The 23,418-nt window shown below is 71.7% G+C and carries 21 protein-coding genes and 1 riboswitch; of the genes, 6 read left to right on the forward strand and 15 right to left on the reverse strand.

Features of this window, described 5'->3' with window-relative positions:
• Positions 1–12 precede the first annotated feature (12 nt).
• A complete protein-coding gene (locus AMK19_RS14070; protein WP_143200199.1) occupies positions 13–288 on the reverse strand; it encodes a hypothetical protein in 276 nt (91 codons plus the stop codon).
• 136 nt (positions 289–424) lie between these two features.
• On the opposite strand from AMK19_RS14070, the gene AMK19_RS14075 reads away from it, so the two are divergent.
• Positions 425–2,026: a DUF2079 domain-containing protein gene (locus tag AMK19_RS14075; protein ID WP_143200200.1), complete on the forward strand. Its 1,602-nt coding sequence runs from the start codon at positions 425–427 to the stop codon at positions 2,024–2,026.
• Between the two features lie 149 nt (positions 2,027–2,175).
• Here the strand turns inward: AMK19_RS14075 and AMK19_RS14080 are convergent, their stop codons facing one another.
• Complete coding sequence (locus tag AMK19_RS14080) at positions 2,176–2,901, reverse strand: helix-turn-helix domain-containing protein (RefSeq protein ID WP_073811545.1); 726 nt, start codon at positions 2,899–2,901, stop codon at positions 2,176–2,178.
• Positions 2,902–3,419: 518 nt separating this feature from the next.
• Between AMK19_RS14080 and AMK19_RS14085 the strand changes: the two genes are divergently transcribed.
• A complete protein-coding gene (locus AMK19_RS14085; protein WP_073811547.1) occupies positions 3,420–3,662 on the forward strand; it encodes a hypothetical protein in 243 nt (80 codons plus the stop codon).
• A 166-nt stretch (positions 3,663–3,828) separates the two neighbouring features.
• Here AMK19_RS14085 and AMK19_RS14090 read toward each other — a convergent pair whose 3' ends face one another.
• On the reverse strand, positions 3,829–4,401 hold the full coding sequence (locus tag AMK19_RS14090; protein ID WP_073811549.1) for a recombinase family protein: 573 nt from the start codon (positions 4,399–4,401) through the stop codon (positions 3,829–3,831).
• Between the two features lie 447 nt (positions 4,402–4,848).
• On the reverse strand, positions 4,849–6,492 hold the full coding sequence (locus AMK19_RS14095; RefSeq protein WP_073811551.1) for a recombinase family protein: 1,644 nt from the start codon (positions 6,490–6,492) through the stop codon (positions 4,849–4,851).
• Positions 6,493–6,519: 27 nt separating this feature from the next.
• Here AMK19_RS14095 and AMK19_RS14100 point away from each other — a divergent pair, with 27 nt between their 5' ends.
• Positions 6,520–8,148, forward strand: a complete 1,629-nt coding sequence (locus tag AMK19_RS14100; RefSeq protein WP_073811553.1) for a DNA repair helicase XPB — start codon at positions 6,520–6,522, stop codon at positions 8,146–8,148.
• A gap of 8 nt (positions 8,149–8,156) precedes the next feature.
• Here the strand turns inward: AMK19_RS14100 and AMK19_RS35980 are convergent, their stop codons facing one another.
• Positions 8,157–8,312, reverse strand: coding sequence for a hypothetical protein (locus tag AMK19_RS35980; RefSeq protein ID WP_158071907.1), 156 nt, complete (start codon positions 8,310–8,312; stop codon positions 8,157–8,159).
• A 314-nt stretch (positions 8,313–8,626) separates the two neighbouring features.
• Between AMK19_RS35980 and AMK19_RS14105 the strand changes: the two genes are divergently transcribed.
• Positions 8,627–10,693 (forward strand): HelD family protein, encoded by a 2,067-nt coding sequence (locus AMK19_RS14105; RefSeq protein ID WP_073811554.1) that lies wholly within the window; start codon positions 8,627–8,629, stop codon positions 10,691–10,693.
• A 146-nt stretch (positions 10,694–10,839) separates the two neighbouring features.
• On the opposite strand, the gene AMK19_RS14110 is transcribed toward AMK19_RS14105, so the two are convergent.
• From AMK19_RS14110 to AMK19_RS14130, 5 genes are all read right to left on the reverse strand, one after another.
• Positions 10,840–11,526: a copper homeostasis protein CutC gene (locus AMK19_RS14110; RefSeq protein ID WP_073811556.1), complete on the reverse strand. Its 687-nt coding sequence runs from the start codon at positions 11,524–11,526 to the stop codon at positions 10,840–10,842.
• A gap of 113 nt (positions 11,527–11,639) precedes the next feature.
• Complete coding sequence (locus AMK19_RS14115; RefSeq protein WP_143200201.1) at positions 11,640–12,599, reverse strand: hypothetical protein; 960 nt, start codon at positions 12,597–12,599, stop codon at positions 11,640–11,642.
• The gene (locus AMK19_RS14120) at positions 12,596–12,940 is read right to left on the reverse strand and encodes a PadR family transcriptional regulator (RefSeq protein WP_073811559.1); all 345 of its coding nucleotides are present in this window, start codon (positions 12,938–12,940) and stop codon (positions 12,596–12,598) included. The genes AMK19_RS14115 and AMK19_RS14120 overlap by 4 nt, the downstream gene beginning before the upstream one ends.
• Before the next feature lie 25 nt (positions 12,941–12,965).
• A complete protein-coding gene (locus AMK19_RS14125) occupies positions 12,966–15,665 on the reverse strand; it encodes an FtsX-like permease family protein (RefSeq protein WP_073811560.1) in 2,700 nt (899 codons plus the stop codon).
• Positions 15,662–16,378, reverse strand: coding sequence for an ABC transporter ATP-binding protein (locus AMK19_RS14130; protein WP_073811561.1), 717 nt, complete (start codon positions 16,376–16,378; stop codon positions 15,662–15,664). The genes AMK19_RS14125 and AMK19_RS14130 overlap by 4 nt, the downstream gene beginning before the upstream one ends.
• Positions 16,379–16,543: 165 nt before the next feature.
• On the opposite strand from AMK19_RS14130, the gene AMK19_RS14135 reads away from it, so the two are divergent.
• Positions 16,544–17,173, forward strand: coding sequence for an HD domain-containing protein (locus tag AMK19_RS14135; RefSeq protein ID WP_083646811.1), 630 nt, complete (start codon positions 16,544–16,546; stop codon positions 17,171–17,173).
• A 118-nt stretch (positions 17,174–17,291) separates the two neighbouring features.
• On the opposite strand, the gene AMK19_RS14140 is transcribed toward AMK19_RS14135, so the two are convergent.
• The 5 genes from AMK19_RS14140 to thrC form a co-directional block, all read right to left on the reverse strand.
• Complete coding sequence (locus AMK19_RS14140; protein WP_073811564.1) at positions 17,292–17,651, reverse strand: hypothetical protein; 360 nt, start codon at positions 17,649–17,651, stop codon at positions 17,292–17,294.
• 91 nt (positions 17,652–17,742) lie between these two features.
• Complete coding sequence (gene groL, locus AMK19_RS14145; RefSeq protein ID WP_073811566.1) at positions 17,743–19,365, reverse strand: chaperonin GroEL; 1,623 nt, start codon at positions 19,363–19,365, stop codon at positions 17,743–17,745.
• Positions 19,366–19,686: 321 nt separating this feature from the next.
• A complete protein-coding gene (locus tag AMK19_RS14150; protein ID WP_014137493.1) occupies positions 19,687–19,893 on the reverse strand; it encodes a cold-shock protein in 207 nt (68 codons plus the stop codon).
• A 574-nt stretch (positions 19,894–20,467) separates the two neighbouring features.
• Positions 20,468–20,746, reverse strand: a complete 279-nt coding sequence (locus tag AMK19_RS14155) for a MoaD/ThiS family protein (RefSeq protein ID WP_073811567.1) — start codon at positions 20,744–20,746, stop codon at positions 20,468–20,470.
• A 29-nt stretch (positions 20,747–20,775) separates the two neighbouring features.
• Positions 20,776–22,056 (reverse strand): threonine synthase, encoded by a 1,281-nt coding sequence (thrC, locus tag AMK19_RS14160; RefSeq protein WP_143200202.1) that lies wholly within the window; start codon positions 22,054–22,056, stop codon positions 20,776–20,778.
• 17 nt (positions 22,057–22,073) lie between these two features.
• Positions 22,074–22,202, reverse strand: a riboswitch (SAM riboswitch).
• Positions 22,203–22,341: 139 nt separating this feature from the next.
• Between thrC and AMK19_RS14165 the strand changes: the two genes are divergently transcribed.
• Complete coding sequence (locus tag AMK19_RS14165; RefSeq protein WP_073811571.1) at positions 22,342–23,340, forward strand: glucosyl-3-phosphoglycerate synthase; 999 nt, start codon at positions 22,342–22,344, stop codon at positions 23,338–23,340.
• The last annotated feature ends 78 nt before the right edge of the window (positions 23,341–23,418 follow it).

Below are 23,418 nucleotides of genomic sequence, written 5' to 3' on the forward strand. Positions count from 1 at the left end.
CACCCACTCCCGCTACTTGCCGGCGTGCTGCTTCTTCGCTTCTTCGTCCGCCTTCTGCTGCTTCGCCTCTTCCATGATCGCGTGGGTGTCCGGCATCTTCGGCTCGACGCCGGTGAGCAGGCCGGTGCCGGTGAAGGCGAGGGTGCCGAGGAGGCCGCCGGGCTGGCCGACGTCGGCGACCTGGTCGAGGGCCGGGGTGGCGGTCGCGGCGTTCGCGGGGGCCGCTCCGAGGGTGGTGGCGAGGGCGGCGCCGGAGAGCGCGAGGCCGGCCAGGATTCGGTTGCGCATCGTCATGGCCTGCCCAACGATCCGGCCGCCCCGGGGTCACGTTCGACGATCCGCACCCGGGGACATGGGCGACGGTTAGACTGCGTGGCGGCCGGCCGGAACCGGGCCTTCGTCGGCCCCCGACAGGACCGGAACCGTGACCACTTCCCCCGCTCTGCAGACCCGTCTCGTCCGGGTGGCGACCGGCCGCGCGGCCGGGGCCCGTCCGGCCCGTCGACGCCGGACCGTCCTGTTCACCGTGCTGAGCTTCGCGGTCTGTCTGGCGCTGGGTATCCAGCAGTGGACGTCGCTCCAGCTGGGCGGTTTCGACCTGGGGATCTTCGACCAGGGCGTGCGCGGCTACGCGCATTTCGGGCTGCCGGTGTCGACGTTGAAGAGCGTGCACCACGAGTTCCCACCGGGCTTCTCGCTGCTGGGCGACCACTTCTCGCCGGTGCTGGCGCTGCTCGCCCCGCTGTACTGGGTGTGGGACGACCCGCGGATGCTGCTGGTCGGGCAGGCGGCGCTGTTCGCGGCGGGCGTGCCGCTGGTGCGCCGGATCGCGAGCCGGGCGTTCGCGGGGGCGGATGCGCGGGTCCGCACCCGGGTGCTGGACGTCGCGGCGCTGGTGTACGGGCTGGGCTGGCCGCTGCTGATCTCCTCGCGCGGCGGGTTCCACGAGGTGGGGTTCGCCGTCCCGCTGTTGCTGCTGCTGTTCGAACGGGCGGGGGCACGGCGCTGGGTCGGGGTGGCCGTCGCGGCGGTGCTGCTGTGCGCGACCAAGGAGGATCTCGGCCTGGCGGTGGGCGCGTTCGGCGCGGTGCTGCTGTGGCGCGGGCGCGGCGACGGCGACCGGTGGGCGAAGGTCCTCGGCTGGTCGCTGCTGGTGGGCGGGCCACTGGCGAGCGCGGTGGAGATCGCCTACGCGATACCGGCGATGGGCGGCGAGCCCGGTTACTACTGGAACTACGGGCAGTTGGGGGCGGACGGCGGCGAGGCGCTGCGGCACGTCCTCGGCAATCCGTGGCTGCTGGTGGAGTCGGCGTTCTCCAGCCCGCTGAAGCCGATGCTGCTGGGCTGGCTGCTGCTCACCACGGCTGCCCTGCCGTTCCGCTCGGCCACCTCGCTCGTCGCGCTGCCGCTGCTCGCGGAGCGGATCCTGTCCGACAATCCGAACCACTGGTCGATCGCCCGGCACTACGACGCGTTCCTGTGGCCGATCCTGGTGACCGCCGCGATCGAGACGCTGGGGGTGCTGTGGTCCCGCGGCCATCTCCGGCAGGTCCGCCGTCTGGGCGCCACCGCCGCGGTCCTGTCGCTGGCCGCGTCCGGCGCGCTCGGCCTCTACCACCTGGCGCTCCCGTACGAGTGGCAGCCGAAGGCCCCGACGGCGGCGCTGGCCCGGGCGGCGGAGCTGATCCCGGACGGCGCGACCGTGGAGGCCGACAACCAGGTCGCACCACGCCTCACCAACCGCACCCGGGTGATGCTGGCCGACGGCACCCCGCGCGGCCAGGACTACGTGCTCCTCCGCTACACCCAGCGCGCCTTCCCGTTCCAGAAGGACCCGGACCAGGCCGCCTACCGCGCCTTCCTGCTCGCCCACGGCTACACCGAGCTGTTCGACCAGGACGGCGTCACCCTCCTCCACCGCACCGGCCCCACCCCCGTCCCCGGCACCCACCTCCCCGGCCCCGGCTCCACCCCGTACCAGGAGGTCATCCCCCCGGACGTCGGCCACAACTTCTTCCTCGGCTGACGGCGCAGGTCGCGCGATGCGGCACACTGGAGGTTTGGCCCGCGCGGAAGGGGATGCACAGGCGTGAACGGACCGCTGATCGTGCAAGCGATCAAGTCTGATTCACATACTAGTGATGTGTCGTCCCCTGCCATGCGTCCCAACGGAGTTCAGCAGGGACGGCCACGATCCCACAGTTCCTCTGCATGGGCCGCGAACCGGTCGAACATCCCGTCCTCCTGCTGACGGCGCAGGTGCATCATCGGCGAGTCATGGCCGACGACACGGGCCAGGTGGGGCGTCACGAGCGCCTGGGAGTCGAACCGGAACACGGACAGGCCGACATGGTTGGTGGCGTCGTCAGCGGCGCTGTGGCGGGCCTCCACGCCCGTCACGTCACGCAGCTTTGCCAGGTTCTCCAGGGTGATCCGGATGCGGGTGGAGACAGTCAGGGCCACGTCCTCGATCGCCTCCCGTTGCCGCGTGACTTCCCCGTCCGGATCGCCCAGAAGGAACCGGACTCGGCAACCGGCCTCCGCCTTTCGACGCAGGCTCTCGACCAGGTTGGGCTGTTCCAGCCACAGGAAGTAGTTGGTGTAGCCCGCGAAGAGGAGATCCGTCCGAGCGTTCTTGATCAGGTCCCCCCACACGGTGGACGGACAGGCGGACCGGTACGGGTAGCTCCGGATGATCTCCCGATCCGGGCCGATCTTGAGTGCGTCCCGAACTACCTTCGGCCACAGCATCGTTGAATCAACTCCCAGCACCTTGGCGGCATCCTCGCGGTTGCGGGCGTGGGGGATCAGCCGGCCGTCGGACAACCACCGCTCAACGGTCTTGCCTGACACTCCCACCCGGCCCGCCAACTGACGCGGCGAGAGGCCTGCGGCAGACATAGCCGATCGTAAGGCGGCGTTCAAGACTTCTCCCAGGGACGTTTGGGCCTTTTCCGAACCTACTGCCACGACAGTCCAACTGTCTTACCTACATGCCGAATTCGCCCAAGAGGGCGCGCAAGTGTGGGCCGTGGACCGATCGGACGGAGGAGCAGCCCATGCCCACAACGCCCCATCAGCGCTACAGAGTGGTGCCCGCGCCGGCAGAACCTGGCGCACTGCTGACAGATCTCTGGGGCTTGGCCGACTGCGCCGATGCCGACAGTCTCGTCACTCGGCCCGACGGCGAACCGATGGTGTTCCCGTTCTTCGGAGATGCTGCGAGGTGGGCGGATGAGCACTCCTGAGCAGTGGGAGCCCCAGGAAGGTGGAGCGGCCTACGACCAGCGCTCCGAGCAGCCGGTGCGGGTGATGGCGGTACATGCCTGCGGCGTCTTTGTCCGACGACTGCGGGATGGACGGGAGAGCATCACCACGCTGGGCGAACTCGCCCCGCCGAAACGTACGGCTCCGACGCGGTGACGGATGCGCTGAGTCGGGCCTGGGATGCGGCTGCCCAGTTCGTTGCCCTGACGGGTGAGCAGGTGCGTGTGTCGCAGGTGGCGGGCGGCGTACAACTCAGCTTCCGCGTGGTGCCCCTCGCTGATGACTTGCACCTTGAAGTGCTTCGCGTCCTGGATGAGTCCGACCATTACGGGCACGACGGTTCATCCGATGGCACCGGAGAGCTGTGGGCGACCTACCGCGAGAGCTGCCCATGACTGGCCCGACAAAAAACGGGGTCACACCCAGGGCGCGTACAGCGAGCTGGGGCCGGGATCGCGGGGCGGCAGAACGCCGAACTTCCGCAGCGCCCCCGTGCAGACATGGCGAAGAGCCGCCCGCCTGCAATAGGTGGACGGCTCTGGGGCGTTGGCGCTTGCCCGGCTACTGGCCGAGATTGCGGTACAGCGTCGCACGGCTCACCCCGAGCGCCTTGGCGATGGCTGTGACACTCTCGCCGTTCGCCTTGCGGGCGCGGGCCGCAGCGAGCTTGTCCGCGTCCATGACGTTGGGCCGCCCACCGGTGCGCCCCTGCGCCTTGGCGGCCTCCAGGCCGGCCCGCGTCCGGTCCTTGATCAAGCTGCGCTCGAACTCCGCCATCGCGCCGACCACTTGGAGCATCAGACGGCCGTCGGGCGTGTTCGGATCGATGCTCGCCAGCGCACCCGTCAGCACCTTGAACCCGATACCCCGGGCCGACAGCGCGTCCACCATGGTCACCAGGTCGATCAGAGACCGAGCGAAGCGGTCCAGCTTCCACACGCACAGGGTGTCACCCGGGCGCAAGTAGTCCAGGACGGCGGCAAGCTCCGGACGGTCGGTGTTCTTGCCCGACGCCTTGTCCGTGAAGATCCGGGAGCAGCCCGCTTCGGCGAGTGCATCGCGCTGGAGCTGCGCCTCCTGGTCGTCGGTGGAGACTCGCGCGTAGCCGATCAGGTGTCCCGGGTTCTTCGCCATGACCCAACCGTCTCATAACTCGTCTCATAACATCAAGGGTTACTCATGGGTTTTGAGACGGGTTTTGAACGCCAGTGGGTCCCTTCTGCGGCCTACTCGGCTGCCGTCTCACAAACCATCGTTTCTGAGAGGGGCGAACGTGGTGACCCTCCGTCATACGATGGCCGGACCGGCCTGACACGGCGAAGCGGCGCAACCGGAGCACGGAGCCTCCAGCGTCCGGAGCTGCCCCGCATGCTGGAATGGCACCTCGCAGCCGACTCTCGTTTTAGCTATAGGTTTCTATGGTCATTTGGAATTTCGATCAAAAACAACACAACAGCACTCACCGCCGATAGGCGACGGTCCGCCTTGCGATGCCGGCCGAGCCAACGGCACCTGCGCGAACGAAGAGGCCCCGCCCGACCCTGGACAGGTCGGACGGGGCTCGGCTGACTACTGCACCGGCTACAAGCCCGCGCCGCCCGCCATCTCCTCCGCCCCCACCCGCCGGATCACGGCCTCCACGTCCTTGCCCTCCGTGTCAGCCCGCCGGATCTGCCCGTCCCCGCCGAACCGGACCGCCAGCCGTGAGGCGTCGAAAGCGGGGCCGCTCTTCGTCGCGGGCGAGACCTCCACGAACGCGCCCGCGTGTAGCAGCAGGTCCCGCTTGCCCGCCGTGTCCGCCGCCTTCCAATGCTGACGGAACGTCTGCCCGGTGGGCACCTCCACCACCCCGGCGGGCCTGGCGGTGCGCTGCTTCTCCTTCAGCGAGGCGACGCGTTCTTCGAGCTTGGCGTACTGCGCGGCATAACGGTCCGCGCCGTCGTCGCCCTTGAACAGCCCCCGGTCGTACCGGTCCTTCTCCAAGTTGGACAGTGCTTCCCGCGCCTGCCTGATCTGTGGGCGGAAGTCCTCTCCGGCCTGCTCGACCATGCGCACCACGGGCAGCTTGCCGAAGGACTCCAGGAAGCGGGCCTCCACGTGGTTCTCCATCGACTCCCCGGCGATGCTCACGCCATAGCAGTCGATCTGCTCCCCGCCCTGTCGCTTCTTCAACCGGCCGATGCACCGGTACCGGAGCCGTCCGCCCGCCACGTAGGTGTACATCCGGAAACCGCACAGCGCGCAGTGGACGATGCCCCGGAGCAGTGACGTGCCTTCGCGCCGCCGGTCGCCGGGGTTGCTGCGGCGCTCCAGTTCGTCCTGGAGGGCCTGCCAAGTGTCCATGTCCAGGATCGGCGTCCGGTTGACCAGTGGCAGGCCGTCCGTCCGCAGAATGGGCTTACCGTCCTCGATCACCTGGCCGAGCAACTGCGGGTTGGTGAGCAGGCTCCGCAGCGTGGTCGTGTACCACTTCTTCGAGTCGCTGCGCTTGCCGGTGGTCTGCCGGGAGGTGTGGCCGGGCGACGGGATTCCGGCCTTGCTCAGGTCGGCTGCGACGGTCATCAGAGAGTCCTTGGCGAGGATGCGCTCCACGATCCCGTGAACGGTCCTGGCCTCCTCCGGGTTGACCTCCAGCACCTTCCCCGGACCGTCCGGGTTGGGGGCCACGCGGTAGCCGTACGGGACGCGCCCGCCCGTATACCGGCCCTCCCGCCGCAGGTGTTCGTGGGCGCTGGAGACACGCATGCCGATGGTGTCGGACTCCAACTCGGCAAAGACCGCGATCACCTTCGCCATGGCGCGGCCCATGGAGGTGGTCAGGTCCAGTGGTTCTGTCGCCGACGCCAGCGCGACGTCCGCCGCCTCCGTGATCCGCATGATCTCGGCGAAGTCCACGGTGGAGCGGGCAAGCCGGTCGATCTTGAAGAATACGACGACGTCCAATTCGGTTAGCCTCGACAGAACCCGCTGGAGGCCGGGCCGTTCAAGCCCGCGCGAAAAGCCCGAGACGTCGATGTCCTCTTCGACGGCGACGACGGTCCACCCCCGGGCCTGGCAGAGCGCTTCACAGGCGGCGCGCTGCCGCTCGGGAGACGTCGTTTCCTCTGTCTCGCGCGATAGGCGAACATAGATGGCTGCGCGCAATCCGGTGGTGCCGGCCGGAACGCCCTTCGGGCGACGGGCACGGGGCATGGCCCGGACAGCGGCAGTTGTGGCGTCGGTCACTCGGCGATCCTAACCGTGGAGGTATGCGTGTCCTGCTTGATCGTGCAGAGCGACAAGACGCTGCTGTTGGAGATCGACCATCCGCAGGCGGCGGAGTGCCGGCGGGTGATCGCGCCGTTCGCGGAGTTGGAGCGCGCGCCGGAGCACATCCACACGTACCGGGTGACACCGCTGGGGCTGTGGAACGCGCGGGCTGCGGGGCACGACGCCGAGCAGGTGGTGGACGCCCTGGTGACGTACTCGCGGTACCCGGTGCCGCACGCGCTGCTGGTGGACGTCGCGGACACCATGGCGCGGTACGGGCGACTGCAGCTGCAGAAGCACCCGGTGCACGGGCTGGTGCTGTCCACCACGGACCGGCCGGTGCTGGAGGAGGTGCTGCGGTCGAAGAAGATCGCGCCGCTGGTCGGGGCCCGGGTGGACCCGGACACGGTGGTGGTGCACCCGTCGGAGCGCGGGCAGATCAAGCAGATGCTGCTGAAGCTGGGCTGGCCGGCCGAGGACCACGCCGGGTACGTGGACGGCGAGTCGCACCCGATCGACCTGGAGGAGAACGGCTGGGAGCTGCGCCCGTACCAGCGGCACGCGGTGGACGGCTTCTGGCACGGCGGCTCCGGCGTCGTGGTGCTGCCGTGCGGCGCGGGCAAGACGCTGGTGGGCGCGGCGGCGATGGCGGAGGCCAAGGCGACCACGCTGATCCTGGTGACCAACACGGTCTCGGCCCGGCAGTGGAAGCACGAGCTGATCAAGCGGACCTCGCTGACCGAGGACGAGATCGGCGAGTACAGCGGCACCCGCAAGGAGATCCGCCCGGTGACCATCGCCACCTACCAGGTGATGACCACCAAGCGGAAGGGCGTGTACCCGCACCTGGAGCTGTTCGACGCCCGCAACTGGGGCCTGGTGGTCTACGACGAGGTGCACCTGCTGCCGGCGCCGGTGTTCAAGTTCACCGCCGACCTGCAGGCCCGCCGCCGGCTGGGCCTGACGGCGACGCTGGTGCGCGAGGACGGCCGGGAGGGCGACGTGTTCTCGCTGATCGGCCCGAAGCGGTTCGACGCCCCGTGGAAGGAGATCGAGGCGCAGGGCTACATCGCGCCCGCCGACTGCTGCGAGGTCCGGGTGACGCTCTCCGACTCGGAGCGGCTGACGTACGCGACCGCCGAGCCGGAGGAGAAGTACCGGTTCTGTTCGACCACGGCGACCAAGCGCCGGGTGGTGGAGCGGCTGGTGGAGAAGCACAAGGGCGACCAGACGCTGGTCATCGGCCAGTACATCGACCAGCTGGACGAGTTGGGCGAGGCGCTGGGCGCCCCGGTGATCAAGGGCGAGACGTCGAACGCGCAGCGCGAGAAGCTGTTCGACGCGTTCCGCTCGAAGGAGATCGGCGTGCTGGTGGTCTCGAAGGTCGCGAACTTCTCGATCGACCTGCCGGAGGCCACGGTGGCCATCCAGGTGTCGGGCACGTTCGGCTCCCGTCAGGAGGAGGCGCAGCGGCTGGGCCGGGTGCTGCGGCCGAAGGCGGACGGGCACGCGGCGCACTTCTACTCGGTGGTCGCCCGGGACACCGTGGACCAGGACTTCGCGGCGCACCGGCAGCGCTTCCTGGCCGAGCAGGGTTACGCGTACCGGATCGTCGACGCCGACGACCTGTAGGCGAGGGGCTACATCTTGACGCCGTCGCGCCCGAGGAAGAGGACGCGCGCGGCGGTGTCGAGGACGATGCCGACGTTGCGGACGGCGTTGGCGAGGGGGTTCCGGCGGCGCTCCGAGGCGCTGTGGGAGCCGTTGAACTGCGGGTTCATGGGTGCGGTCGTCATGTCTCCACGGTAGGTTCGCGCCCCCGCGGCGGGCATCAGCCGAAAGGCCGTACCTGGCGGGCGGCCGGTCGTCCCGCAGGCGTAGCGACCCCTACTCCGCCCAGGGGGGTGATCCCCCAGGGGAGGCCCGGGGGAAAGGATTCGCCCCTCGGCGGCGGCGGGTCTAGGATCGTCCGTCTGCCCCTCCCGAAACGTGGTGCCGCGTCGGCAGCCGTGGGAGGGTGCCGGCCGCTCGGAAACCGGCCGGTGTCCCTTCACCGTGAGCCAAGACGAGTCCGCCGCCCCTGGATGCCGGGCGGCCGGGAAGGTCCGCCGTGCACTCCCCCACCCCTACCGACACGTTCGCCGCCGACACCGATCCGCTGGGCCGCGAACGCTCCCACCTGGCCGCCTCCCGGGCCGCGCTGAAGGCGATGCGGGAGGACGTCGAGGCGCTCGACCTGCGTGACGTCACCGGCACCTGGGTGTCCGCGCTGGTGCTGCAGAAGCAGATCGACGAACGGATCAAGGCGCTCGCCGACCTCGCGCACACCCCGCTGTTCTTCGGCCGGCTGGACTACCTGCACGCGATCAGCGAGGCCGAGTCGGAGGGCAGCGGCGGCGAGCAGTTCTACATCGGCCGCCGGCACGTCCACGACGCCGGCGGCGACCCGATGGTGATCGACTGGCGCGCGCCGGTCTCCCAGCCGTTCTACCGGGCCAGCCGCACGGACCCGATGGACGTCGCCAAGCGCCGCCGATTCGGTTACACCGGCGGCGAGTTGACGGCCTACGAGGACGAGAACCTGTCCGATCCGGACGAGAGCGACACGCGCTCCGCGCTCCTCGCCGCCGAGATCGAGAAGCCCCGCGTCGGCCCGATGCGCGACATCGTCGCCACCATCCAGCCCGAGCAGGACGAGATCGTCCGCGCCGACATCACCGGCACCGTCTGCGTCCAGGGCGCCCCCGGCACCGGGAAGACCGCTGTCGGCCTGCACCGTGTCGCCTACCTGCTGTACGCGCACCGCGAGCGGCTGGCCCGCACCGGCACCCTGGTGGTCGGACCGAACCGGTCCTTCCTCCAGTACATCGAGCAAGTCCTGCCCGCCCTCGGCGAGTTGGATGTCGCGCAGGCCACCGTGCAGGAACTCGTCGGCCACGTCGAGGTGCGCGGCGCCGACACCGCCGACGCCGCCCGGATCAAGGGCGACGCCCGGATGGCCCGGGTGCTGCGCAACGCCGTCCGGGCCGGGATCACCGTGCCGACCGAGCCCTGCATGGTGGTCCGCGGCTCCCGCCGATGGCGCGTCCCGGCGTACGAACTGGAAGAGATCGTCCGCGAGTTGATGGACCGCGACATCCGCTACGGCGCTGCCGCCGAGGCCCTCCCGCAGCGGATCGCGCACGCCATTCTGGTCAAGATGGAACACGGCGGCGAGGCCCCCGACGACCGGGTGCAGGACGCGGTCGCCCGCAACACCTCCGTCAAGGCTGTCGTCAAGGCCAGCTGGCCGGCCGTCGACCCGGCCAAGCTGGTGCACCGCCTGCTCACCGACGCCGCGTTCCTGGCCGCCGCCGCGGACGGCATCCTGTCGTCCGAGGAACAGGCCACGATCCGGTGGACCACGGCGCGCTCCGCCCGCACCGCGCCGTGGTCTGCCGCCGACGCCGTCCTGATCGACGAGACCGCCGACCTGGTCCACCGCACCCCGTCGCTCGGCCACGTGGTCGTCGACGAGGCCCAGGACCTCTCTCCCATGCAGTACCGCGCCGTCGGCCGCCGCTGCACCACCGGCTCCGCGACCGTCCTCGGCGACCTCGCCCAGGGCACCACCCCGTGGGCGACCGGCAGTTGGCAGGAGGCCCTGCACCACCTCGGCAAGGACGGCGCGCACATCGAGGAACTCACCCAGGGCTTCCGCGTCCCCGGCGAGGTCATCGCCTACGCCTCCCGCCTCCTCCCGGCGATCGCACCCGGGCTCGCCCCCGCGACCTCCGTCCGCGACGCGCCCGGCTCGCTCAGCATCCGCCACGTGCCCTCCGGGCGGGACGAAGCCGTCCTCGCCGCCTGCCGCGACGCGCTCCGCCACGAGGGCTCGGTCGGCCTGATCGCCGCCGACGCCCGCATCCCCGAGCTCGCCGCGGCGCTCGAAGCCGCGGGGCTGCCCTGCCTGGAGCCCGGCACCGAGACCACCGCCGACGCCCGGCTCACCCTCGTCCCGGCCTCCCTCGCCAAGGGCCTCGAATACGACTACGTCGTCCTCGACGAACCCACCGCGATCATCGCCGGCGAACCCGACCACCGCACCGGCCTGCGCCGCCTCTACGTCTCCCTGACCCGCGCGGTCTCGGGGCTGACGGTGCTCCACACGGACCCGCTGCCGGAAGAGCTGAGCTAGCGAGCACCACCAGGGGCGCGGGGAACTGCGCGACAAGCGCAGGTCACGTCCGCAAGGTCGCGATCACGTGCAGGTCATTGCCCTGCATCGCGATCTTGCGGACGTGGTGCGTTCCCCTTCGCGCAGTTCCCCGCGCCCCCAGTTGCTCACCCTCCGATCAGAGTTCGCCATTCTGCGACCTTGCCCGCGTCGACCGCCCCCGCCCAGCCGCCGGTGCGCGCCGCCCCGCCGATGTGGAACGCGTCGAGGCCCGCCGCCCGCAGTTCGGGGACGTGTTCGGCGCGGAGGCCGCCGCCGACCAGGATCTGCTGGCGGTAGCCGGGCTCGCCGGACTTGGCGAGTTCGCCGAGGAGGACCTCCCGCCCGGCGTCCACGCCGGTCGCCGCGCCGGAGGTGAGGAAGGTGTCGAGCCCGGGCAGGTCGGTGACGGCGGCGCGGACCTCGGAGCGGTCGACGCTGTGGTCGATGGCCCGGTGGAACGTCCAGCGGCAGCCGGAGACGGCGTCGGCGACCGCGCGGGTCGCTTCCAGGTCGACCGCGCCGTCGGGGGTGAGGAATCCGAAGACGAACTCCTCCGCCCCCTCGGCGCGGAGCGCCGCGGTGCGGGCCAGCAGCACGTCGAGGTCGCCGGGGGTGAAGCCGTCGCGGATGCGGAGCATGACCCGCAGCGGCAGCGAGACGGCGGCGCGGATCGCGGCGAAGTCCCGGACGGTGGGGGTGAGCCCGTCGGCGGCCATGTCGGTGACCAGTTCGAGGCGGTCCGCGCCGCCCGACTCGGCGGCCCTGGCGTCCTGGGGGGTCAGCGCGATCACTTCGAACATTGGTCTAGACATATCCGATAGCCTGCCACATCGACCCGCCCCGAGCGACCCCCATCGACCGTTCGGCCCCGCATCCTCCTCCGTTCGCTCCCCGCTGGTGTCCCGTTCGCCCGATCCGCTCCCGTTCAGCCCAACGGGGAGGCGATCTGACGCCGCGTCGGACGGACGGATCCGAGCAGCCGGTACGCCAGCAGCAGCCCCGCCGCGGTGCCGAACGCGTAGGGCGCGGCCCGCCACACGCCGCCGAGCTGCTCCCAGAGCGAGAACAGGCTGAAGCCCGCGGTCAGCGGCAGCAGGGCGAGGCCGAGCGCGGCGGGCAGCAGCCGGTCGCGGGCGGCGAACAGCACCAGCAGCAGCGGGATCAGCAGCAGCGCGATCGGCCACCAGCCGTCCATCAGGTTGCGGGTGTCGTAGCCGCCCTGGGCGCGGGTGACCGCGAAGCCGGCTGCCGCACCGGCCAGGATCAGCAGCCGGTCTGTTCGGCCGTGCGAATCGGCCGGGCGGGTCGGGGCGACGGCCAGCATCAGACCGCCCAGCAGGTAGGGCACCAGGGCGGTGGTCTCGTAGGCGAAGAACCAGCCGCTCCACACCCCGCTGGCCGGCAGGCTCAGCGCGGCGTACCCGATCCGGACGGCGCCGAGCAGCGCCACCACGGTGCCCAGGAGTCGGACGGCCCGCCAGGCGCCGAGCGCGGCGGCGGCGACCAGCAGCAGCGGAATGACGGCGAGGCCCAGGACGGCGATGTTCTCGACCAGTTGGGGCCACGGCAGGTCGGTCCCGGAGCGGGCGGCGCGAGTGATCCTGTACTCCCGCCAGTCGCCGACGCCGGGCAGGACGGCGAGGCCGAGCAGGGCGCCGACCAGCAGGGGGGCCGCGGCGGCCAGCAGCCGGCCGACCAGCGCGGTCTCGGTCAGGCCGGTGCGCAGCCGCAGGCCGTACGCGGCGAGGTCGAGGGCTTCGCGGGCGGTGGCGAGGCGGCCGGAGCCGGCGGTGGTGTCGGCGAACACCTCGGCGAGTTCGGCGCCCCGGTCGCGGCGGTAGTGGGCGGGGTAGAGCGCGAGGGCGGTGCGCAGGGCCATGCTCATGCGGTCGCTCCCCGGGGGCGGACGGCGCCGCCGAGGCGGCGCTGCGCCTCGGCGGCGACGGTGCGCAGCCGTTCGGCCTCGGTGGCCAGGATGCCCCGGCCGGTGTCGGTGAGGGCGTAGGTGCGGCGGGCCCGGCCGTCCACGATCTCCTCGGCGGCGACCTCGATCAGGCCCTGCTGGAGCAGCCGGTCGAGTGCGCCGTACAGGGTTCCGGTGCGGAGCCTCACCCGCCCCCCGGAGATCGCGTCGACCTCCTGGATCAGCGCGTATCCGTGCCGGGGGGCGTCCGCGAGGGCGGTGAGCAGCAGCAGGGTGGGTTCCTGCATGGCGCGTTCAGTCATACGACTACATATATCGCCGACCTGCCTATCCGCGCCATCCTGCGGGGTCGTCCCGGCGCAGCGCGCCGAGCACGCCGGCCAGCACCGGCAGCACCAGGGCGAGCAGCGCGATGGTGGTCCACGGGACGTCGGCGGGGTTGAGCACGGCGGGCGCGCCCATCATCCCGGACACCCGGGAGCGCAGCAGGGCGTACGCGGGGACGAAGCCGCCGACGGTGCCGAGCAGGCCGCCGAGCAGCGCGATCAGTCCGGCCTGGAGGCCGGCGACGGTGCGCCGGGTACGGGGCCGGGCGCCGATCGCGGACAGCAGGGCGCGTTCGCGGCGGGCGTCGGCGGCGGCCAGCGCGGTGGAGACCACGGCCGCGCCGAGCACCACCAGGGCGGCGAAGCCGCTGAGCGCGACCTGCACCACGCTGTCCTTGGCCCGGAAGCCGCGTTCCACCCCGAACTCGGAGCGCGGGGCGAGCCGGGCGACGGTGGCGGCGGCCCGCTGCTCGGCCTTGTCGGCGACCGGGGTGCCGGGCAGCCAGATCGCCCCGGTCGGCTCGACCTTCAGGCCGAGCCCGCGGATCGTGTCGGGCGCGATCACCACCGGCGCGTAGCGCTGCGCTCCGGGGCGGGCGACCAGGACAGCGTCGACGGCGACCTGCTTGGGCTCCATGTTGACGCCCCGCATCCGCAGCACGGCCTTGCCGTCGTGCAGGTAGGACGGGTCGGTGACCACGGCCTTCCCGGCGAGCAGCGCGGCCTCGGCGTCACGGTCGCGCAGCGCCAGCAGGTTGTGCAGCGCCGCGGCGTCGCCGACCACGACCGGCTTGGCGTCGGTCTGGCCGTAGCGCGGCCCGCCCTCCGCGTACACCACGTCCAGGCAGCCCTCGCAGAACACGTACTGCGCCTCGTACAGGTCGGCGCGCTCCCCGAGGTCCGGGATGTCCTGGACGATGGCGGTGCGCAGCTGGGGCATGGTGTCGGCGTCGCCGTGCAGGGTGAGCCTGACGGCGCCGACGGGCTGCTCCAGCCGGTAGGAGGCGCGGTCCTGGGCCTCGGCGCCGGCGGTGTGCACGCCGACCGCGACGGCTCCGGCGACGGCGGCGAGCACCGCGGCGACGGCGGGGCCGGTGCGGGAGCGGTGCCGGGCGGTGTCGCGCAGCGCGAGCCGCGGGCCGACCGGCAGCAGGCGGGCGAGCCGGCCGAGCAGGACCAGCAGCGCCGGGGTGAACAGCAGCAGGCCGAGTTCGGCGAGCATCGCGCCGCCCAGCACCGACAGGGTGCGGGTGGTGAGGCCGGCCAGCACCGGCATCGCGCCGGTCGGGGTGACCACCGCGCCGTACAGCGCGAGGCCGACGCCGGCCAGCACGATCACCACGCCGAGCACCGGCGTCCAGCGGGCGGAGCGGCGCACCGGGTCGCGGTCGGTCAGGCCGTCCAGCACCTCGCGGCGCCCGGCCTGCAGCGCGGGCAGCAGGGCCGCCAGCAGGGCGGTGACGGTGCCGACGGCGGCAATCGCCAGCAGGTCGGTCGGACGCAGGGTGAACCCGCCGAACCGGCTGCCGCCCCACTCCTCGATCCGGGTGCGCAGCACGGCGACCAGACCGGCGCCCAGCACTGCGCCGAGGGCCGCGCCGGCCGCGCCGAGCACCAGGCCGCCGCCGAGCACCACGGCCCGGACGTGTCCGGGGCGGCCGCCGGCCGCGCCGAGCAGGGCGAGTTGGCGGCGGGCCCGCCGGGCGCCGACCGCGAAGGCCGGGCCGGCCAGCAGGGCGACCTCCAACAGCGCCATCGCGGCGGTGGTGGCGACCGTCATCATCCTGCGCTCACGGGCGTCCTCGCTGCCGATGGCCTCCGCCACGGCCGGCGCGTCGGCCGGCGGGTGAGCGGCGACCTGACGGCCGGCCAGGGTGTAGCCGTGGCGGTTGAGTTCGCGGACCTTGTCCCAGCCGAGCTGCGCGCCGGCGGGCAGCTGGACCAGCCAGGCGTCCTTCTTGGCGGCGGCCTGCTCGGCGCTCGGGCTCTGCGGGGCGAGCCCGGCGGTGACCTGGGCGGCGTCCAGCTGCTGGTACAACTCGCCGGGGCGGGCGACCAGTTCGGACTTGTTCAGGTCGTCGGGGTGCTCCACGGTGCCGGTCAGCGTGAACGGGGTGGACTCCAGGCCGCGAACGGTGACGGTGTCGCCGATCCGCAGGCCGGTGTCGGCGAGGAACGCCTTGGTGGCGGCGGCCTCGTGGCCGGCGGCGGGGGCGCGGCCGGAGACCAGGTTCAGGCGGCCCTTCCAGAGGTCGCCGCTCAGGTCGGCCTCGAAGGTGTCGACGGGGGCCAGGCCGTCGTGGGTCTGCACGGCCGCGACCGGGCCGGTGCGGGCCGGCGTCAGGGTGCTGCCCTGCGGGAGCAACTCGCCGAGCAGCGCGACCGGTTCGGTGCTCGCGCCGCGCTTCTGCTCGGGCGTCAGGCTGTCCTGGCGCTGCGGCAGGGTGCGGACGCCGTCGGCCGGGAACACCGACTGCTCGATGCTGCGGCCCGGGTCGTAGGCGCCGATCAGCGCGTCCGCCCGGCCCATCAGCCGGTCGGAGCGCTCGGCGGCGGTGAGCTGTCCGCTGCGGTGCACCACGTCCACGCCGGTCGCGCCGAGCACCGGCAGCGCGATCATCGCGACCACCAGTGCGCTGCGGCCCTTGGCCCGCAGGGCGTCGCGGCGCGCCATCCGCAGCACCGCCCGCCAGGCGCTCATCGCTCGGCCCCGGCGCGCTGCGCCGCCTCACGGAGGAACCGGCCGTCCCGGAGGAACACCACCCGGTCCGCCCACGCCGCGTGCGCGGGGTCGTGGGTGACCATCACCGCGGCGGCGCCGGCGTCGCACCGCGAACGCAGCACCTGCAGGACGGCCTCGCCGGTGGCCGAGTCGAGCGCGCCGGTCGGCTCGTCGGCCAGCACCAGCCGCCGCTCGCCCGCCAGCGCCCGGCCGATCGCGACCCGCTGCTGCTGGCCGCCGGACATGTCCTCCGGGAACCGGTCGGCGAGCTGGGCGATCCCCAGCTCCTCCAGCGCGGCGAGCGCCTCCGCCCGCGCGGTGCGGGCCGAGACACCGTCCAACTCCCTTGGCAGCGCGATGTTCTCCGCCGCCGTCAGCGCCGGGATCAGGTTGTACGACTGGAACACGTAGCCGACCGAGCGACGCCGCACATCGGCCAGCTTGGCCCGGCTCAGCCCCTCCAGCGGGGTGCCCTCGACCAGCACCCGGCCGACCGACGGGCGGTCCAGGCCGCCGGCCAGCGCCAGCAGCGTGGACTTCCCGGAGCCGGACGGCCCCATCACGGCCAGGAACTCCCCGGCCCGCACCTCCAGGTCGATCGGGTGCAGGGCGTGCACCTCGGCCTCGCCCCGGCCGTGCACCCGGCCGACACCTTCCAGGCGCAGCACGGCCTGCGCGCTCGATCCGGTCATGGATCCCCCTCGGAACAGCGGAACATCTTGCATACCGAGTATGTATAGCCTTCGCGCGACGACTACTCAAGTCTGCGGCATAAGTCGGTGAACTACATATAGCCTGGGTCACATCCGCGGACGGACCACGCCACCACGACGACGGCGGGGAGCAGAATGACCGTCATGACCGCATCGCTGTCCGAGCGCTGGCACGCCCTGCTCACCCGCTGCGGCGCCACCGTCGACCCGGTGCCCTACGCCCGCGACCTGCTTGCCCGCTGGGCCGAACCGCAGCGCCGCTACCACACCACCGACCACCTGCGGGCCGTCCTCGACCGGATCGACGAACTCGCCGACCACGCCGACGATCCCGACGCGGTCCGGCTGGCCGCCTGGTTCCACGACGCCGTCTACCGGCCCGACCGCTCCGAGAACGAGGAACGCAGCGCCGCCCTCGCCTGCCGCGCCCTCCGCGAGGCGGGCCTCCCCGAACCCGTGGTCCACGAGGTCGCCCGCCTGGTCCGCCTCACCGCCACCCACCACCCCGCGCCCGGCGACCGCAACGGCGAAGTCCTCTGCGACGCCGACCTCGCCGTCCTCGGCTCGCCCCCCGACCGCTACGCGGCCTACACCGCCGCCGTCCGCGACGAATACTCCTTCGTCCCCCCGGACGCCTTCCGCGAGGGCCGCACCGCGATCCTCCACCACCTCCTCGCCCTCCCCGCCCTCTACCGCACCCCCGAGGCCCACGACCGCTACGACGCCCAGGCGCGCGCCAACATGCAACGCGAGCTCAACGAGCTGGCCCAGTAAGGGGCGTGGGTGCGAAGACAGGGGCGCGAGGAACTGCGCGCAGCGGAAGGCACCCCACCGCAAGATCGCGACGCAGACAATCACTTGCACGTGCTCGCGCCCCAGCAGGTGAGCACCCTCAGCCGAGCTCCCCCACCGCCGCGACGACCAACCCCTTCTTGCCGCACACCCAGTGCGGATCCGCCCCCAACTCCGGCTCCACGCCGAGCGCGTGCGGGTCGTCGTCCTCCGCCGCGCAAGCGGAACAGAGCGGCCACCGCCCGTACGACTCCAGCAGCGCGTCCTGCACGTCCTGCGCGATCAGCCCGAGCACGAACTCGCAGCCGTCCGGCCACTGTTCGAGCCACCACCGCCGGTGGGTGACGGCGTCCTCGACCAGCGAGACGATCGCGGCGTCGGCGACGTCCCTCGCGGTGAGGTCGGCGAGGATCAGCGCACGCGCGTTGTGCAGGGCGGTTTCGATCTGGGGGCTGGCCATCCGCCCATTGTCCCAAAGAACGCCGCAAGGGCGGCCTCCCGAAGGAGACCGCCCTCAGCGTGAGAACGACAGATCCGTCCGAAGGGCCGGATCAGAAGTCCATGTCACCGCCCGGCATGCCGCCGCCGGCGGCCGCGGAGGCCTTCTCCGGCTTGTCGGCGATGACGGCCTCGGTGGTGAGGAACAGCGCCGCGATGGAGGCGGCGTTCTGCAGGGCGGAGCGGGTGACCTTGGCGGGGTCGATGATGCCGGAGGCGATCAGGTCGACGTACTCGTTGGTCGCGGCGTTCAGGCCGTGGCCGGCGGGCAGGTTGCGGACCTTCTCGACCACGACGCCGCCCTCAAGGCCGGCGTTGGTGGCGATCTGCTTGATCGGGGCCTCCAGGGCCACGCGGACGATGTTGGCGCCAGTGGCCTCGTCGCCCTCCAGCTCCAGCTTGTCGAACGCGACACCGGCCTGCAGCAGGGCGACGCCACCACCGGCGACGATGCCCTCCTCGACGGCGGCCTTGGCGTTGCGCACCGCGTCCTCGATGCGGTGCTTGCGCTCCTTGAGCTCGACCTCGGTGGCCGCGCCGGCCTTGATGACGGCCACGCCGCCGGCCAGCTTGGCGAGGCGCTCCTGGAGCTTCTCGCGGTCGTAGTCCGAGTCGGAGTTCTCGATCTCGGCGCGGATCTGGTTGACGCGACCGGCAACCTGGTCGCTGTCACCGCCGCCGTCGACGATGGTGGTCTCGTCCTTGGTGATGACGACCTTGCGGGCGGTGCCCAGCAGGTCCACGCCGGCGTTCTCGAGCTTGAGGCCGACCTCCTCGGAGATCACGGTGCCGCCGGTCAGGATGGCGATGTCGCCGAGCATGGCCTTGCGGCGGTCGCCGAAGCCCGGGGCCTTGACGGCGACGGACTTGAAGGTGCCGCGGATCTTGTTCACGACCAGGGTCGACAGGGCCTCGCCCTCGACGTCCTCGGCGATGATGACGAGCGGCTTGCCGCTCTGCATGACCTTCTCCAGCAGCGGCAGGAGGTCCTTGACCGAGGAGATCTTGGAGTTGGCGATGAGGATGTACGGGTCCTCGAAGCTCGCCTCCATGCGCTCCAGGTCGGTGGCGAAGTAGGCGGAGATGTAGCCCTTGTCGAAGCGCATGCCCTCGGTGAGCTCGAGCTCCAGGCCGAAGGTGTTGCTCTCCTCGACGGTGATGACGCCTTCCTTGCCGACCTTGTCCATGGCCTCGGCGATGAGCTCGCCGATCTGGGTGTCGGCGGCGGAGATGGAGGCGGTGGAGGCGATCTGCTCCTTGGTCTCCACGTCCTTGGCCTGCGCCAGCAGCTGGTCGGAGACGGCGACGACGGCCTTCTCGATGCCGCGCTTCAGGGCCATCGGGTTGGCGCCGGCGGCGACGTTGCGCAGACCCTCGCGGACGAGCGCCTGGGCGAGCACGGTGGCGGTGGTGGTGCCGTCACCCGCGACGTCGTCGGTCTTCTTGGCGACCTCCTTGACGAGCTCCGCGCCGATCTTCTCGTACGGGTCCTCGAGCTCGATCTCCTTGGCGATGGAGACACCGTCGTTGGTGATGGTGGGGGCGCCCCACTTCTTCTCCAGAACGACGTTGCGGCCCTTGGGGCCGAGCGTGACCTTCACGGCGTCGGCAAGCTGGTTCATGCCACGCTCAAGGCCGCGGCGGGCTTCCTCGTCAAAGGCGATGATCTTGGCCATAAGAAGTGGTCCTCCGGGACACGGTCGACTGCTCGGACCAAGGGGTGCCCGCGACGGACGGCCCAGGAGAGCGGGGGTCTCGTCCCCTACCGCTTCCGGGGCCTCACCGGCCCGGTCCGTTGTCACTCTCACGCTGTGAGTGCTAACGCCAATGATTAGCACTCGGGGGTGTCGAGTGCAAGCCCATTCGGCACCCTCCGACCCCCCTTCCGGGAAACCCGCAGGCCGGGCGGAGAACGCCGACAGGCCCGACCCCGGACGCGTCGCGCCGGGGCCGGACCTGTCGGTCGGATCCGTGGTGTGTGCGGTCTGCCGGGGCCGTCAGGCGCCGGCGGCGCGGACCATGTCGGCCTGCGGACCCTTCTGACCCTGCGAGATCTCGAACTCGACCCGCTGGCCCTCTTCCAGGGTGCGGTAGCCGTCCATCTGGATCGCGCTGTAGTGGACGAACACGTCCGCTCCACCGTCGACCGCGATGAAGCCGTAGCCCTTCTCGGCGTTGAACCACTTGACGGTGCCCTGAGCCATTCCGAACTCCCCTTGTGCTGTGCTGGCCCTTCAGAGATCCGCGGGACGCGGACCCGGAGGTCTGGAAGACCGGCCTTGTGGGGATCCCCCCCGTACGGCGCAGCCTCTGTCGCGGCTGAATGTATCCGGATATGCGCCCTCTGCAACAGGCCCTAATTTCGCGGAAAGTCCTTGCCCCGCAGGGGATATGACGGGGCGAAAGGTATGCGGCGCGACAATTGCCACCGGGCATAACGGACGTGTCACCGCAAATCGCCGGAAGAATTCTGACGGCGGCCTGACAGGCGGGGCAAGGAACGGTCCGGCGCATGTCTCGAAGCGCGGGACGGGGCGGGGCCTGCGCGAGGTGCGGTGCGGGGAAAAACGAGGATTGGAACGGGCCGTGGAGGGGAACGGCTTCCCCGGCACTCTACTCCCCCGGGGGTCCGGGAATTCCAGCGACCCGCCGGGCCGTAATCACGGCTGCCCGCATCCGGGAATCAGGTGGCGGGCACAGTGCGCGAAGCCGCCGCCAGGCGGCTCGGAAATCGAATTCCGAGGCCTGACGGCGGCAGGGCGAATGCACGGGGCGGCGTCAGCAGCCGCCGGCCACCGCCGGAATGATCGACACCGAGGCGCCGTCCTTGATCTCGGTCTCCAGGCCCTCCGCGAAGCGCACGTCGTCGTCGTTGACGTACACGTTGACGAAGCGGCGCAGCTTGCCGGTGTCGTCCAGCAGGCGGGCCGCGATGCCCGCGTGGTTGGCCTCCAGGTCCGCGATGACGGCGGCCAGGGTGGCGCCCTCGGCGGTCACCTCGGCGGCGCCGCCGGTGTAGGTGCGGAGGATGGTGGGGATGCGGACGGTGGCGCTCATGGGGGGTGCTCCTCGGAAGACGTGGGGGATCAGGCGGAGGCGAGGCCGGCGGCGCGGAAGGACTCCAGCGTCGGGCGGATCACGGCGGTCATGCCGGAGTCGGCGACCGCGTCGAGGGTCTTCAGGCCGTCGCCGGTGTTGATCGCGACGGTCTCCTTGCTCGGGTCGAGCTGTCCGGTCTCGACCAGCTTCTTCAGCACGCCGACGGTGACGCCTCCGGCCGTCTCCGCGAAGATGCCCTCGGTGCGGGCCAGCAGCCGGATCGCCTCGACCACCTGGGCGTCCGTGACGTCCTCGACGGCGCCGCCGGTGCGGCGGGCGATGTCGAGCACGTACGGGCCGTCGGCCGGGTTGCCGATCGCCAGCGACTTGGCGATGGTGTCCGGCTTGACCGGCTTGATCACGTCGCGGCCGGCCTTGAAGGCGGCGGAGACCGGGGAGCAGCCCTCGGCCTGGGCGCCGAAGATCTTGTACGGGCGGTCCTCGACCAGGCCGAGCTTGATCAGCTCCTGCAGGCCCTTGTCGATCTTGGTCAGCTGGGAGCCGGAGGCGATCGGGATGACGATCTGCTCGGGCAGCCGCCAGCCGAGCTGCTCGCAGATCTCGAACGCCAGGGTCTTGGAGCCCTCGCCGTAGTACGGGCGGAGGTTGACGTTGACGAAGCCCCAGCCCTCGCCGGCCGGGTCGCCGATCAGCTCCGAGCAGAACCGGTTCACGTCGTCGTAGTTGCCGTCGATGCCGACCAGCTCGCCGCCGTACACCCCGGCCATCACGACCTTGCCCTGCTCCAGGTCGTGCGGGATGAACACGCAGGACTTGAAGCCGGCCCGGGCCGCGGCGGCGCCGACCGCGCCCGCCAGGTTGCCGGTGGAGGAGCAGGACAGCGTGGTGAAGTCGAACGCCCGGGCGGCCTCGATCGCGCAGGCCACCACCCGGTCCTTGAAGGAGTGGGTGGGGTTGCCGGAGTCGTCCTTGATGTGCAGCTGCGCGGTGAAGCCCAGCTCGCGGCCCAGGTTGTCGGCCTTCACCAGCGGGGTCCAGCCCGGGTTCAGGTTCGGCTTGCCCGCGACGTCGGCGGGGACGGGCAGCAGCGGGGCGTAGCGCCAGATCGACGCCGGGCCGGCCTCGATCCGCTTGCGCAGCTCCTCGGCGTCGTGTCCCGCGTAGTCGTAGGCGATCTCCAGCGGGCCGAAGCACTCCAGGCAGGCGAAGCTCGGGCCGAGCGGGAAGCGGGTGCCGCACTCGCGACAGGACAGCGCGGTGGCCGGACCGAGGTCGACGGCGGCAGGTGCGGGGGTGTCAACAGCCATGGTGGCGAGGCCCTTTCTCCTCATCTTCCCCGGGTCGCGGTCGCGCCCGGGACGGAATTGGCACCTGTCCCGCCGGGCCTGCGAGGCCGCGCGGGAGGGTTGCCGGGACTTCGACGGGCCGTTCCCTCAGTCCCTCTGGATGAGCTCTGTGAAGTTGTGGTCGTACGCTGCGAGCGACCCCGACGTGCGAAGGTCCGACCGCAGTACGAAGACTGTAACCGAAGGCCCGTGCCGTCCAACCCCCCCGTCCGACACCCGAGACGGACCGAGACAGGGAGCGAGATCTTGCCCGAGCAGCCCGAGCCCGGGGTCCTGCCGGAAGTGGCCGACTGGCTGCGCCGCCGGTCCTGGGCGGCCGCCGACCGACCGCTCGACCGGCTGCTCGTCGCCAAGCGCGCCGCCGGCCCGGCGGGCACCGTCAGCGTGGTGCTGCCCGCCCTCGACGAGGAGCCCACCGTCGGCGAGATCGTCACCGCGATCCGCACCGAGCTGATGGAACGCGTCCCGCTGGTCGACGAACTCCTGGTGGTCGACTCCGGCTCGGTGGACGGCACCGCCGCCGCCGCGGCCGCCGCCGGCGCCCGGGTGGTGCACCGGGACGCCATCCTGCCCCGGCTGCCCGCCGCCCCCGGCAAGGGCGAGGTGCTGTGGCGCTCGCTGCTCGCCAGCAGCGGCGCGATCGTCTGCTACATCGACGCCGACCTGCGCGAATTCGACCCGGCGTTCGTCTCCGGCATCGTCGGCCCGCTGCTCACCGACCCCGCCGTGCACCTGGTCAAGGCCATGTACGACCGCCCGTTCGAGGCCGACGGCGCGATCGTCCCGGCCGGCGGCGGCCGGGTCACCGAACTGGTCGCCCGCCCGCTGCTCAACCTGCACTGGCCGCAGCTGGCCGGCTTCGTCCAGCCGCTCGGCGGCGAGTACGCGGCCCGCCGCAGCCTGCTCGAACGACTGCCCTTCCCGACCGGCTACGGTGTCGAACTCGGCCTGCTGGTGGACGCGTTGGAACTGGTCGGGCTGGACGCGCTGGCCCAGGTCGACGTCGGCGTCCGGCACCACCGCCACCAGGACGGCCAGGCCCTCGGCCGGATGGCCGCCACCATCTACCGCACCGCCCTGGAACGCCTCGACCGCACCCACCGCCTCAAGGCCGACGCCGACCTGGTCCGCCCGCTGCTCACCCAGTACACCCGCACCGCCGCCGGCTTCACCCCCCGCACCCACCCCGTCGCCGCCACCGAACGCCCCCCGATGATCACCGTCCCGGAGTACCGCAACCGCTGACCGCCCGCCCACATCTCGGGGAGGGGCCGTAATCGGTCGCAGAGGCCTGCTGATCGCCTTCGGCTTGCTGGGCACGGC

Origin of the sequence: Kitasatospora sp. CB01950, from assembly GCF_001905465.1 — a bacterium.
Taxonomy (GTDB): Bacteria; Actinomycetota; Actinomycetes; order Streptomycetales; family Streptomycetaceae; genus Kitasatospora.

Bases quoted from the DNA above. Each gene is read 5' to 3' on its own strand.
- AMK19_RS14070 (WP_143200199.1), bottom strand. From the start codon at position 288: ATGCGCAACCGAATCCTGGCCGGCCTCGCGCTCTCCGGCGCCGCCCTC.
- AMK19_RS14080 (WP_073811545.1), bottom strand. From the start codon at position 2,901: ATGTCTGCCGCAGGCCTCTCGCCGCGTCAGTTGGCGGGCCGGGTGGGA.
- AMK19_RS14090 (WP_073811549.1), bottom strand. From the start codon at position 4,401: ATGGCGAAGAACCCGGGACACCTGATCGGCTACGCGCGAGTCTCCACC.
- AMK19_RS35980 (WP_158071907.1), bottom strand. From the start codon at position 8,312: ATGACGACCGCACCCATGAACCCGCAGTTCAACGGCTCCCACAGCGCC.
- AMK19_RS14110 (WP_073811556.1), bottom strand. From the start codon at position 11,526: ATGTCTAGACCAATGTTCGAAGTGATCGCGCTGACCCCCCAGGACGCC.
- AMK19_RS14115 (WP_143200201.1), bottom strand. From the start codon at position 12,599: ATGAGCATGGCCCTGCGCACCGCCCTCGCGCTCTACCCCGCCCACTAC.
- AMK19_RS14120 (WP_073811559.1), bottom strand. From the start codon at position 12,940: ATGACTGAACGCGCCATGCAGGAACCCACCCTGCTGCTGCTCACCGCC.
- AMK19_RS14125 (WP_073811560.1), bottom strand. From the start codon at position 15,665: ATGAGCGCCTGGCGGGCGGTGCTGCGGATGGCGCGCCGCGACGCCCTG.
- AMK19_RS14130 (WP_073811561.1), bottom strand. From the start codon at position 16,378: ATGACCGGATCGAGCGCGCAGGCCGTGCTGCGCCTGGAAGGTGTCGGC.
- AMK19_RS14135 (WP_083646811.1), top strand. From the start codon at position 16,544: ATGACCGCATCGCTGTCCGAGCGCTGGCACGCCCTGCTCACCCGCTGC.
- AMK19_RS14140 (WP_073811564.1), bottom strand. From the start codon at position 17,651: ATGGCCAGCCCCCAGATCGAAACCGCCCTGCACAACGCGCGTGCGCTG.
- groL (WP_073811566.1), bottom strand. From the start codon at position 19,365: ATGGCCAAGATCATCGCCTTTGACGAGGAAGCCCGCCGCGGCCTTGAG.
- AMK19_RS14150 (WP_014137493.1), bottom strand. From the start codon at position 19,893: ATGGCTCAGGGCACCGTCAAGTGGTTCAACGCCGAGAAGGGCTACGGC.
- AMK19_RS14155 (WP_073811567.1), bottom strand. From the start codon at position 20,746: ATGAGCGCCACCGTCCGCATCCCCACCATCCTCCGCACCTACACCGGC.
- thrC (WP_143200202.1), bottom strand. From the start codon at position 22,056: ATGGCTGTTGACACCCCCGCACCTGCCGCCGTCGACCTCGGTCCGGCC.